Here is a 13,420-nt window from a genome sequence, read left to right on the forward strand (position 1 = left end):
CATATAATGGAGTCAGATATAATTTGAATTTGACAGACGCATCAAACAAGGAGGAAGAAATGGATCTTAAAAAACTTATAGAAGAGAATCTGAGGGATTATGTGGGTACAAGAACTCACACTGGAAGCTCTATGGAAAACAATAATGTGGAGTTTTTCACCAGATGGTTTGAAAAGGTGGATTATTTCAAGAATAACCCGGAAAACTGTGGATTTCACGAAATAGAGGGAGACCACCTGGACAGAAAGGTTCCATGGGGACTCTTCAAGGGAAGCGGAAGAGATACGATAATCCTGATTCATCATACTGACACTGTGGATACGGATGACTACAGTACAAATCAGGAGCTGGCATACAGGCCTTTCGATATCACTGAAAAATACAAAGAGGGAAACATAGACCTGGATAAGCATGTAAAAAAAGACCTGGATAGCGGAAAGTGGCTGTTTGGAAGAGGCGTTGCCGATATGAAGGGTGGGGCTGCGATTCACCTGTCTCTACTTGAACAGTACACAAAGGAGGAGGATTTCAAGGGGAATCTTCTTCTTCTCGGACTGCCTGATGAAGAGAATCTTTCTGCTGGTATGAGGGGTGCAGTTTCACTTCTGGAAAAGCTTAAGGAAAATCACGACCTCAACTATATCCTTATGCTTAACGTTGAGCCTCATGAGAGAGACACCGAGCAGGTAGCGACTGTCTATGACGGATCTGTAGGAAAGCTTATGCCGGTCGTATATGTAAGAGGAAAGCTTGCGCACGTAGGACAGGTATTCAGAGGATTCAACCCTATAAACCTGCTTTCTGAGATAGTGAGAAAGACAGAGCTCAACCCGGACTTCATAGAGACTGTTGGAAACACGACCACTCCGCCTCCTACATGGCTTTACATGAAGGATAAAAAGGAAGTATATGACGTTTCTCTTCCGATAGCTGCGGCAGGCTATATGAGCATACTGACTCTGGACAAGCCGCCAAAGGAGATATTTGACAGGCTCCATGAGCTGAGCACACAGGCATTTGAAGAAGTTATCGCAGATGTCAACAGAAGCTACAGCAGATATCAGGAGATGTCGGGCAAGAAGCTTGATGAGCTGACCTGGAAGCCTAACGTAAAGCTTTACGGAGACCTCTATAAGGAAGCCGTTAGAGATTCAGGAGAAGCATTCACCTCTGCTATGGAAGTGCTCATGCAGGAGATAAAGAGCAGCTTCAACAAAGGGGAGCTGTCAATAATTGACGGGGCATACAGGATAATTGAGAAGACCCTGGAGTTCGTAAATGATCTTTCACCGGTAGTCGTGCTGGCTCTGGCGCCGCCATATTATCCGAATACCAACAATAAGATGGTAGCTGACAAGTGTGCGGAAATAAACAGAGCGGTTGAGAGCCTCGTTGACTTTGCAAAGAAGGAATGGAATCAGGAATACTTTGTACAGAATTACTTTACGGGAATATCGGACCTCAGCTATGCTATGTTTGAGGCTGACAGCGAGAACATAGACTATATAGAGGAAAACATGATGATGTGGAAGCATGTATACTATATCCCTCTGGACAAGATAAAACAGCTTTCTGTGCCTGTCCTCAACGTCGGGCCATGGGGCAAGGATTTCCATAAGTACACAGAAAGAGTATATATGGAAGACCTTTTCGAGAGGACTCCTGTGCTTATAGACAGAGTGATAAGGGAGCTTCTGGGATAGTCTTGTGAAATATATGGAATATTATGAAATATATGATATAATATAGAAAATATATCCGAAAGTTATACTATGCCTCAAACGGTGGAATTTATTTTGCGTCGTTATCCAGTACGCGAGATTGAAGGCTATAAGGAGGGTGAAGTTATAATGACTTTAGCAATAGTTTATGGACTGATCAGCGGTTCTACTCTCATAATAGGAGCGCTGATGGGGGTATTTATCAAAATACCTCAAAAAACCAACGGTGCTATCATGGCTTTTGCTTCAGGAGTGCTTATATCAGCCCTGACGATTGATCTTATGTATAATGCCTATCGCCTGGGGGGATTATATAACGTTTCGGCAGGATTTATCCTTGGCACGATAATATACGTATCCGGTGACTACCTGATTGACTATATGGGAGGTCATTTTCGTAAAAGAAAGCATGGTGTAATCCATGAAAAGAAAAGCTACAACAGTACTGATGTGAAAAAAGGTTCGGGATACGCAATTTTTCTTGGTGCAATTTTAGATGGTATACCTGAGTCTTTAGCTATCGGGATTGATTTGGCTAATGGAAAGGGATTAGGGTTAAGCATGATGATTGCTGTCTTTCTAAGCAATTTTCCTGAAGGCATATCAGGTGCCAATGGAATGAAAGCTGAAGGCAAGACAAACCGATATATTATCTTTGTTTGGGCCTGCACACTTGCGGTCACAGTTTTTGCTGTTGTTTTGGGATATATATTTTCTGGGAAGGCATCTGACAACAATATAGCTGTTATGTACGCCATAGCTGCAGGAGGGATTTTGTCTATGATTGCCGATACAATGATGCCTGAAGCCTATGAAGAAGGTGGAAGAGCTGTAGCACTTATAACGGCCCTGGGTTTTCTCCTGGCTTTCATTGTAAGTGAAGTGGCCTGAATAAATTGAAACAGACTGTACTTAGGGATTAACCCTTCAGTACAGTCTGTTTTTTTGTGGTTATTCGTATTTCGTGAATGCATCCTTAAGGATATAATATGATGGTTTGAGTCTTTCGTGATAAGTCGGCATATCCCAGGTTTCCCATGTGAAAGGCTTCATCTCGACTCTGGATGATGAGCCTTCGCTGGACGCGGAGTCTTCGACTGCCGCTCCTATGCTCATTTCTCCTGCTGGAATTTTCTTTATTCCGTGTCTGTATAAATCTGCCATTATTTCTCTTCTGCCTGGGTTCATGACGTTAAGGAGCTGCCATGGAATCCTCATCTCAACCTTTCCGTCTTTGTATATGAAGTCGCTCATTGAGTTGAAATCACTCGATTCCGGATTGGCATTTCCGAATTTCAGAAGTCCGGTCTCATATGAGCTGAAAGGCAGCACTTTCCTGTCCTGAGGAAGGTAGAGCTCCTTGTTGAGCGCCAGGTTGATACTGTTGAACAGGCCGGTGTTCCTCTGGGTGAAAAGCGGATTCTGAGGTATCATCTTAAGCCTGTATCCATAGAAGTAGTAGAAGGAATCATAATATGCATCGACCTTTATCCTTGATTCTTCTTTTCCGTTTATTTCGATAACGAAGTCGGCCTGGCTGCTGAAAGTCATGTCGTAATCAAGCGGCCTGTCATTTCCCTGTCCTTCGATGGTGTCTATCGGTATTATAAGCTTGTCTGATTCGAAATCGAAATCCGGAGCATCAGCCATGAGGTAGAGATATTTTTCATCCGATCTGCTGTAGAGCTTTATATCCTCAGTCTCTGCTAATGGAGCGGCATCCGTCCACTCGGAGAAATCTCCGTCAACATAGGATACACTCTTTTCTTCGCCAGGGTCAAATGCCATGATTCCGAACTGCTGCTCGTTTGTCTGAGGATTGGACCAGTAAGGTCTTGAGTCTGGATCATCAAAATCCATGGTGTTCCAGGTCCGCTTGAACCATTCATCCTGCCATGTGAACACGAGGCCTCCCATGTAGCCCTCTGAATATATGTCGCTGAGCATCTCAGCAAGTATTCGGCCCTGCTCGCTCTCGTCGTGGTTACCCTGATGGTAGCCCATGGTGATGTTCTCGTGAGCCATTCCTCTTGATGCAGGTACTCCGAACTCTGCAACAAGAACCGGCATGGTGTGCTGGCTCATGAGGTCTCTGAGATAGGCCCTGTATGAGTTTATCTTTCCTGTCTCGTCCCTGAAAGTCGCATATTCGCGCTGATAGTTCATGAAATCAGGATAGTACGGATATATGTGATATGAGGCGAACACTCCAGGCTCAAAGCTGTCTGTGGCTTTTATATGCTCTATGTTCACGACCGCTCTGTCTTCGTCAAGCGAAGGCTCATTGCTGTGCTCAAGCATGTCTGTCGTAGGCCAGTTTGAATAGCTCACCGGCCTCTGAGCGTCATATTTCTGGGTTTCATATGCTATAAGGCTGTCTCCGACTTCGCAGAGGAAGGCTTCAAAAGGAGATGCGTCCTCTGTATGGAGATACTTGCCGCTGTAGCTGCTTTTTTCAGGATTGTTCGTGTTGGTTCCTTCGACAAAGTCCGGGTACCATTCTATCCCGAGGATCCAGCCTATCGTATACTCTGAGACATCGCTTGTGTAGGTTCCGCTCGCAAATCCTGGTTTTTCAGGAAGGGTAATGTTTCCGTGGAGCACGTCCACCAGATCTCTGCCGTCCTTTATGAAGTCGTTCATTATCTTTGAATCCTGTGCATATGCGTCAAGCAGGTGATCGATGTCTTCCTCTCTTACCCATACGCCCTGCAGCAGGTAGATCGGATTGTCGCTGGTCTTGTTGAAGAGATGCAGCGCGTCATAGAAATCCGGGGTAAGTGTGGTATATACTCTTATAGTATTTGCGCCCATCTCTGAAATGTATTTCAGCCATCTCAGGTATTCGCCTTTTGTAATGGCAAGCTCTCCCGGGAATGCTCCGGGCTTTCCGGCTCCGAGGTTCACGCCTTTTATGAATTTCTTCTCCCAGCTGCCGTCTACATTGACAAGGAAGTCGCTGCCCTCCACTTTTGAAGGATAAGGAAGCCCTTCCTCTGAAGGTATTTCGCCTGAAGCGGCTCTTGCGCTTACGTCCTCTATGATCTCTGACATAAGAGGTACATAGCAGTTCCAGTAAAAATATTCCGGCTTGTCTTTGTAGTATTTCGATGTCATCTGCTTTATCCTGTGAAGACCGTCATACCTGTAGAACTCGCTGCCGCTCTGCATGTCTGCAAAATCTCCGGCAAAGTAGTAGGATTGATACTGCCTGTTGACCTTATGGACTGCGGCAGGAAATGAAATTGGGATCCCGTTTTCGCTGAGCAGTTTTTTTCCATCTTCTGTAAGATCGGCTTCGTAATCTGCAAGGATTTCCGTACCGGGCTCGGGATTTATTACTTCGAACCACATCTTGAAGGTAGAATCGTTTTCTATGGAGTACTCCTCCCTGAATTCTTCCCTGAATTTTATGGAATATCCGGTTTTTTCGTAATGCTTTTCTTTTTCGAGAACGACTATCTGCCCTTCATCTGATATGAATACGAACCCGTGTCCGCTGAAATTCCATTCTCTGCCTTCCTGGGATTCATACTGCTCAACTATTGCGTCCGGGATTTCTACATATTTTCTGAGGTCGTCAAATTGCCTTCCTCTCCATCCGGACCATTCAAGCGAGAATATGGACTCAAGTATCTTCTTGTTATCCTCATTGGTAGGGGAGGAGGCGATGTTGAATTCTCCTACTATGGTATTTCCTCCGCCAAGGTTTTTTTCTATTATGCGGATTTCGCTTTCATCAAGCCCTCCGTAGATATTTCTGTTTTCACTGTCATATGCCTCGGAGGTCGTGAGGTCATCCTGATATACGCCGTAGGTATCGGTAAGGTATATCATGTCTGGAGTCTCGACGGTATTCGGGATCTCTCTTATCTCAAAGGTATTTTTTTCGAGCGGGAAGTAGCCATAGTAGTCTTTTGCGCTGTCGAAGTATTCTCCGGTCTTTTCGTTTACTATCTTCCTGTAATCGAGTACCCATGTGAGCGCCTTGTGCTCTCTGTAGTCAGGTCTCGGTACGGTCTTGTCTATTATCCAGACATTGAGCTCTGAGGCTTGCAGCTGGCTCCAGTCGTAAGCTGGCCTTAGTATGAAAAAGGCAGGTACCAGTATCACTGCAATCATAAGGATGTTCAAAAGTATATATACTGTTTTTTTCATAGTCCCGTTAATTTGCTCTGGCAAATCCCTTTCTCTCTAATTTTTCCCAGCTCTCAGATTTCGCGATGAGCCTTATATAGGCGGTTGTCCTCCAGAGGCTTATGAGCTGTCTTGGCCCAAAGTTCTCAAATATTGACAGCAGCACCAGTATGGACATTTCTCTGAGGTTGAAGTATTTGGTCTCGTTTTCGGCAATGAGTATCGAAGAAAGCGAGATGAGCACTCCCATCAGTATAGTCACTATGAACAGCATTATCATTATCTGCGTGTTCAGCAGCCCGAGAAAGAGCGCGAGAACTATCATTATATATCCCTGGATCTCAAACACGGGGCCGATGACTTCGAATATAAGGAAGTAGGGCATCGACACGAGCCCGGTTATCCTGTGTTTAGGATTGAAGATCATCTTCTTGTGGAAGAACAGCACATCGATGAGCCCGTTATGCCACCTTATCCGTTGCTTCTTAAGGAAGTCATATTCCTCCGGGACCTCAGTCCAGCAGTTGGCATTGAAGGCATATGCGATTTTGTACTTCTGATTGAGTTCTTCCATGTGGCGCCTTATCCTGACCACGAGCTCCATGTCCTCTCCGACGGTGTCCTTGGCATAGCGGCCGCTGCTTGTGAGATAGCCTCCCACATTCTGAACTCTCTCTTTTCTGAAGAGCCCGAATGCCCCGGAGATTATCAGAAGCCCGTTTATGTTCGCCCAGCCGAGCCTTCCTGTCATGAAGGCCCTTATATATTCTACTGTCTGTATTCTTGCAATAAAGTTCTTTGGTATGGCTATGTTTGTAAGGGTTCCGTGATCTATGGTGCAGCCGTTTGCTGCGAATATGTTTCCGCCAAGGGCAGGGGTCTCTACTCCCATGTCGAGCTCCAGCGATGCAAGCTTGAGCAGGGACTCATCCTCAAGCAGAGAATCTGAGTCGATGCAGCAGAAATACTCCTTGTTTGAGATGTTTATCCCGACATTCAGGGAATCGGCCTTTCCGCCGTTTTTCTTGTCTACTACTATGAGATTTGGCATGGAGCTGTTCATATATACTCCGCGGACCTCTTTTGTATTTATCTTGCTGTCGATTATATAGTCTACCCTATTGAGGTTGAAGCGCTGTATGACCGTATCCAGGGTGCTGTCTCTGGAGCCGTCGTTTACTACTATCAGCTCATACTCCGGGTATTTGAGGTTGAGCAGCGAGTTGATGCTCTCTACTATAGTCTTTTCCTCGTTATAGGCCGGTGCGATTATGGATATAGAGGGCAGCATGTTCTTCTTGAACATCATGGTCTTGGTTTTTATGTTCCACAGCCTTGCCTGCTTCTTCATGTTGTTTGAAGACAGCAGCATTAGCATCAGGTATACGGCGTTTATCGCTATTGAATAATACACAAGATATATGTTAAAATCTATGACATATGTCTTGGCCTGCCTGTACAGCGAGGTAGTAAACAGGTCGCTGTAATGCCGGATGATGTATACAGCAGGCACTATAGAAAGTATCAGGATGAGGGTGAATACAAGGCTCCACAGCTTTTTGGGGTCTCTTTTGAATTCAACCTCTGCCTTTTTCTCCTCGTATTTTTCAAGGCCCAGCTTTGCCAGTATTCTCTGGTCGAGATACCTTGAGCAGTCGGTCCTTAGGAGCTCGTTGTTACTGACCGGTTCCTTGATTATGGAAAGGATCTCGTTTTCTATATCCAGATTCCTGTTGTGGTTGAGAAAATCTATTATCCTTGCATTTTTATGGCTGTTTGCGATGTCTCTTATCAGGTTACGGTTTGACTGATCCCTGTAGAGGTCCATTTTTATGAAGAAATATTCTACCCTGTTTGCAAGGATTTCGATATATCTTTTTCTGAGGATTTCATTTTTTTCAGAGTTATATTTCCTTAGCAGCAGGTAGAAGTATTCGGGGTGAGAATCTATATATTCTCCGACAAGCACGGTCATGAACTGAGCAAGCTCGTCGTCCTCAAGAAGCGCCATCAGTCTTGAGAAGACATTACTGTCCTTTGACTTGGCCATCGCTCTTATTGAATTCTTTTTTATCTCAAGGTCCTGGTTTTCGAGGAATTTTGGATTGTCAAGCTCTTCAGGATAGTATCTGGAGACTATGGCCGATGCGGTCTGCTTGAGCTTCTGGTTGTAAAGACGTCCGTTTATGCTGACATGCAGTATCTTGAATCTTCGGCAGCCGTAGAACGGACTGACCTCTCCCTTATATCTGCAGAGTCTGTTTCCGGCTGCGTTCGAGGTACGGCCGTGTATGCATTTTCCGCAGCAGCGAACGAGGCTGTCCATCTTTGCGTATTTTTCTCTGGTCTGGGGATACTCTTCTTCGTTAAGAAAATTTATAAGGAATTGCTTAGTGTTTTCTGACGGATATTCCAGGGAAAAGTCTATTATGAGCTCCTTTATTTCAGACTCATTTCTGCCCAGCAGGGTTTCAAGATAATCATCAAAATCTTTTCCAAAATCGGCGATTATAGAGTTTACCTTTTTTCTGTACCATCTGTGTGAATTTATGAGAGAGGACACCAGGACAGGCAGTGAATCTCTGTTTCTGATGTCTCCGAGCGAGTTTGCCATATAGATCTTGACGTGAAAAAGTTTTTCTTTTTCAAGGGCTTTTTCAAGTGCGAGTCTCGCAGTTTCTGTCTTGTGAGAGCCAAGCTTTACGCTTGCTTCGACTCTGTCTATCCAGAAAATCGAATTGAGTTTTCTGATGTATTTTCTTTCGGTCTTTATAAATTTCTCCGAACTTATTATCTTATCCTCTGTCGAGGTATTTACTCTAAGAGAGTCGTTAAGGCTGAAGAAGTCATCAAGCGATTTTCTGGTCTGACTGTCTTCATTTTCACTGACAAAGGAGTCAGCAAAAAGATTGTTTGAAGAATCGGTTTTTTCGTCGTTTATGAGCTTTTTAAGCCGGTTTGCAAATAACTTCATGATTACTACGATATCGATTATGACGAATATCATACCAATCAGAATAACTGTTTCAAGACTCAGATTCATATTTTATCCCCTTTTAAAGTCAGATAAACTATCCCAAAGAGTTCTTTGAGGATATAAGGTTTTTTAAGATAACTGCATATCCCAAGACTTATCGCTCTTGAGACAGTGTCTTCTGTCTTCAGGTGAGATGTAAGTATGAAGGGAATGCTTTTTGTGGCCGAATTTTTAAGCACTTTTTCTCTCACGAGGAATATGTCGCTTTTCTGAAGCATCACCTCAGATATAACTATGTCAGGCCTTTTATCATTTATTATTTCAAGGAGCTCTTCGCCGTCATGGGCTACGTGGACTTCAAAGTCTTCGTTTTCGAAATACCTCTTCAGGACCTCCATGTGTATCCTGTCCGTGTCGGCCATGGCTATCCTGAATTTAGTCCTGAGATCTTCCTTCACATCAGCGCTTGAATATACTCTGTTTATGCCGGAAATCCTCGCGGTCTGCACTCTCTTGAACGCATTGTTGTTAAGGAAGCTCTTGAGGTCGATTTTGTGATGATTCTCATCATATGCCTCGGTTGATGCGACCCCGAGGCTTATAGTTGTCCTGTCTATGAATACATTGGATTTTGACACGGAATTTCTGAGCTTTTCGGCTATCTCTACGGCTTTTTTCTCATCTGAATCCTCGAGATATACGGCAAAGTAGCTTCCCTCGAGCCTGAAGGCCACTCCGTCTTCATCAAGCACATTCTTTATTATATAAGCCACGTTCTTCATTATAACGTTAAGCTCGTCGTATCCGTATTTAAGTATCATGGAATCTGTGTTGTCCAGAGAGATTATTATGAGAGAGCTTACTCCCTTTTCATGGCTCAGATCCGCCAGATAGCTGTTGTAGAATTCCTTGTTGTACAGCCTCGTCACAGGGCACAGGGTCATCTTCTCCTGTGAGCTTTTCAGATTGGACTGAAACACGGAGGGCTTTTCAACTGAATATTCCTGGCAGAGCCTTTCGATAAGAGGCTCTATGATGATGAGCCAGTGGAGTCCCTTTTTAGCAAGTATCATCTGAAAAAACAGCTCCCAGAGTTCTTCGCCTCTGTAATTGTAGTCGGCAACCTCAAAGCTCTTTTCATCTACCTTCATGTCGAGATCTGCTATAGCCTCCATAAGCTGAGAAGCTCCAAAAATAGAAGCATATCTCCGGAGCACGAGGCTGAGCAGGTGGCTGATCTTTCCTGCTTCTCCAAGGTCGCCGCTTACGCTCTGCATATATGTTCCACAGTCGAGGTCTTTGAGAGCGGTGATGTGCTTTTCTATATTATCTTTTATTACGCAGCCGTGCTGTGGTGCTATCATGTCTATATCCATGGTGAGGAATATCCTCATGACGGAGCTCAGGATCTCATTTGACGGCATGTAGTGTTCGTGGAATGCCTTCATCGATTCGATGTAATTTTCATCTGCAAACAGTGACCACGGCGTGAGGATTCCCCCAAAAAGGTCGCTCGAGAACAGAACCTTTGTAAGAGGATCATAGGTCGCGATTGCCCCTGCAAAGTGAAGATATGGCGTAGGGATGAACCTCAGCTCTCTTCCTGACTTGAATCTGAATGTGAAGTCATTCTGGTCTGCAAACCAGTATTCAGATTTTATGCCATAGTAATTTGAAAGCAGATGAGTCCTCCAGTGAGTTATTATCCTGAAATCAGCTCCTTTTGCCTCAAACAGGGGAACGCTTGAGCAAAGGTCCGGATCCTCGTGGTGCAGGATCACATATTTTAATTTCTCAAGAGGTATTAAATCCGTGACATTCTTGAATACATATTCAAAATCCAGCACTGACCCTGGATCTATAAGTGCAGCTTCGTCTCCATCTATTATCAGGTAGGGATTGCACTGCAGACCTTCGTACTGAAGATCGGCTCCTACCCAGTATATATCTTTTTTCAATTCCATAGCTCTGAATTCCTTTCAAAAAACGGGTATGATTTCATGTTTATTTCCTGTCAATTATATAGCAAATTTTAATTATTGACAAGCTAAACAAAGGGGTAATATATAAGGAAGCTTTGCAGGTGCATGCAAAATATGCTGAGTTTGCAAGAAAACACTTGCAATTCTAACAATGTAAGCGTACAATATACAAAAGGACATATTTACTCGATTATAAAAAACAAAAACGCAATTATAGATACACTGGCCAGTAAATTATGTTATAACCCCAAAAATATTTTTGAAAAAACCAGGAGGTAATGTTGATGGAAATGATGAAGGCTTTGGTAAAAAAACTGCCTGAAAAGGGACTGTGGCTTGAAGATGTTGTAAAACCGGTAGTACAGGAAGGCGAAGTACTTATAAAAATGCACAAGACTGCAATATGCGGAACTGACGTGCATATATACAACTGGGATGAGTGGTCACAGGCGACAATACCTGTACCAATGACAGTAGGACACGAGTTCGTTGGAGAAATCGTTGAAATCGGACCGGGAGTAAAAGACCTTAAGGTTGGAGATATAGTATCTGGAGAAGGACACATAGTATGCGGAAAATGCAGAAACTGTCTTGCTGGAAAGAGACACCTTTGCAAGGACACTCAGGGAGTTGGAGTTAACAGAACTGGAATATTCGCTGAGTATGCTACAATACCAGCTGCAAACGTATGGCTTTGCGATACAAGCATACCTGAAGAGATCCTGAGCATATTCGATCCATTCGGTAACGCTACTCACACTGCGCTTTCATATGACCTTGTTGGAGAAGACGTTCTTATAACAGGAATGGGACCTATAGGAATAATGGCTGTTGCAATAGCAAGACATGCAGGAGCAAGACATATAGTTGTAACTGACGTAAATGAATACAGATTAAACCTTGCGCTTAAGATGGGTGCAAGCAAAGCAGTAAACGTATCTAAGGAAAAAGTTGAAGATGCGATGAAAGAGCTTGGAATGAAAGAGGGATTTGACGTAGGTCTTGAGATGTCAGGAAACGGCGCTGCGTTCAACTCTATGATAGACAACATGATTCACGGTGGAAAGATAGCTATGCTTGGAATCCAGGGACCTGGAACACACATAGACTGGAACAAGGTTGTATTCAGCGGACTATTCATCAAGGGAATCTACGGAAGAGAAATGTTCGAGACATGGTACAAGATGCAGTCAATGCTTCAGTCAGGACTTGACCTTTCACCAATAGTTACTCATCAGTTCCACTATACTGAGTTTGAAAAAGGCTTTGAAGCAATGATCTCAGGAAATTCTGGTAAAGTCGTTCTTAACTGGATATAGTTAACTGAAAACAGGAGGAATTAAATGTACAAATCAGCAGTAGAAATATACAAGGCTCAGCTTCAGGAGATCAAGGATGCAGGTCTCTGGAAAGATGAGAGAATAATAACTACACCTCAGAAGAGTGTCATAGACACTACTATGGCTCACAATGTTATAAACATGTGCGCAAACAACTACCTTGGACTTTCAAACAACGCAGAAATAATCCAGGCAGCAAAGGACAGCTATGACAAGTGGGGATTCGGGCTTTCTTCAGTTCGTTTCATCTGCGGAACTCAGGGAATCCACAAGGAGCTTGAGCAGAAAATATCTGATTTCCTTGGAATGGAAGACACAATACTTTACTCTTCATGCTTTGATGCAAACGGAGGCCTTTTCGAGACTATAACTACAGAAAATGACGCTATAATCTCAGATGAGCTTAACCATGCTTCTATCATAGACGGAGTAAGACTTTCAAAAGCGAAGAGATACAGATACAAGAACAACAACATGGCAGATCTTGAGGCTCAGCTCAAGCAGGCAGATGCTGACGGAGCAAGAATGAAGCTTATAGCTACTGACGGAGTTTTCTCAATGGACGGAATAATAGCTGACCTTGACAAAATCTGTGACCTTGCAGACAAGTACAATGCGCTTGTTATGGTTGACGATTCACATGCTGTAGGTTTTGTTGGAAAGACTGGAAGAGGAACTCACGAATACAGAAACTGTATGGACAGAGTTGACATAATAACAGGAACTCTTGGAAAAGCTCTTGGCGGAGCGAGCGGCGGATACACTTCAGGAAGAAAAGAGATAATCGATCTTCTAAGACAGCGTTCAAGACCGTACCTTTTCTCAAACACGCTTGCACCTGCAATAGCTGGAGCTACAATAAAGGTTCTTGACATGCTTATGAGCAGCACAGAGCTGAGAGACAAGGTTGAGGCCAACACAAAATACTTCAGAGAAGAAATTAAGAAGATTGGTCTTGATGTAATAGAATCAGAGCATCCTATATGCCCTGTAATGCTTGGAGACGCAGTTCTTGCTCAGAAATTCGCTGAGAAGATGCTTGAAAAAGGCGTTTATGTTGTAGGATTCTTCTTCCCGGTTGTTCCAAAAGGAAAAGCGAGAATAAGAACTCAGATATCAGCTGGCCACTCAAGAGAAGATCTTGACAGAGCGCTTAAGGCATTCAAAGAGACTAAAGAAGAATTAGGACTGTAAAAGAATCAGAGTCAATAAAATATAAGACAGATATTAATAACAGAATATAACGGAAGGCAGGTTGAGGAT

At 43.6% G+C, this 13,420-nt stretch carries 7 protein-coding genes; 4 read left to right on the forward strand and 3 right to left on the reverse strand.

Annotated features, from left to right (window positions below; all coding sequences use genetic code 11):
• The first annotated feature begins 59 nt into the window (after nucleotides 1–59).
• Both AC4PGZ_RS12575 and AC4PGZ_RS12580 read left to right on the forward strand, forming a co-directional pair.
• Nucleotides 60–1,703: a M20/M25/M40 family metallo-hydrolase gene (locus AC4PGZ_RS12575; protein ID WP_492158962.1), complete on the forward strand. Its 1,644-nt coding sequence runs from the start codon at nucleotides 60–62 to the stop codon at nucleotides 1,701–1,703.
• 147 nt (nucleotides 1,704–1,850) lie between these two features.
• Nucleotides 1,851–2,612 (forward strand): ZIP family metal transporter, encoded by a 762-nt coding sequence (locus tag AC4PGZ_RS12580; RefSeq protein ID WP_492158963.1) that lies wholly within the window; start codon nucleotides 1,851–1,853, stop codon nucleotides 2,610–2,612.
• Nucleotides 2,613–2,672: 60 nt separating this feature from the next.
• Here the strand turns inward: AC4PGZ_RS12580 and AC4PGZ_RS12585 are convergent, their stop codons facing one another.
• From AC4PGZ_RS12585 to AC4PGZ_RS12595, 3 genes are read right to left on the reverse strand one after another with little or no spacing between them, the layout of a single operon-like run.
• Nucleotides 2,673–5,903: a hypothetical protein gene (locus AC4PGZ_RS12585; protein ID WP_492158965.1), complete on the reverse strand. Its 3,231-nt coding sequence runs from the start codon at nucleotides 5,901–5,903 to the stop codon at nucleotides 2,673–2,675.
• Nucleotides 5,887–8,901: a glycosyltransferase gene (locus AC4PGZ_RS12590; RefSeq protein ID WP_492158966.1), complete on the reverse strand. Its 3,015-nt coding sequence runs from the start codon at nucleotides 8,899–8,901 to the stop codon at nucleotides 5,887–5,889. The genes AC4PGZ_RS12585 and AC4PGZ_RS12590 overlap by 17 nt, the downstream gene beginning before the upstream one ends.
• The gene (locus AC4PGZ_RS12595) at nucleotides 8,898–10,799 is read right to left on the reverse strand and encodes an oxygen-binding di-iron domain-containing protein (RefSeq protein ID WP_492158967.1); all 1,902 of its coding nucleotides are present in this window, start codon (nucleotides 10,797–10,799) and stop codon (nucleotides 8,898–8,900) included. Before AC4PGZ_RS12595 ends, AC4PGZ_RS12590 begins: the two co-directional genes overlap by 4 nt.
• 302 nt (nucleotides 10,800–11,101) lie before the next feature.
• Between AC4PGZ_RS12595 and tdh the strand changes: the two genes are divergently transcribed.
• Complete coding sequence (gene tdh / locus AC4PGZ_RS12600) at nucleotides 11,102–12,136, forward strand: L-threonine 3-dehydrogenase (RefSeq protein WP_492158968.1); 1,035 nt, start codon at nucleotides 11,102–11,104, stop codon at nucleotides 12,134–12,136.
• A gap of 24 nt (nucleotides 12,137–12,160) precedes the next feature.
• Nucleotides 12,161–13,351 (forward strand): glycine C-acetyltransferase, encoded by a 1,191-nt coding sequence (gene kbl, locus AC4PGZ_RS12605; RefSeq protein WP_492158969.1) that lies wholly within the window; start codon nucleotides 12,161–12,163, stop codon nucleotides 13,349–13,351.
• Nucleotides 13,352–13,420 lie beyond the last annotated feature (69 nt).

Source organism: Proteocatella sp. QWL-06, from assembly GCF_058684135.1.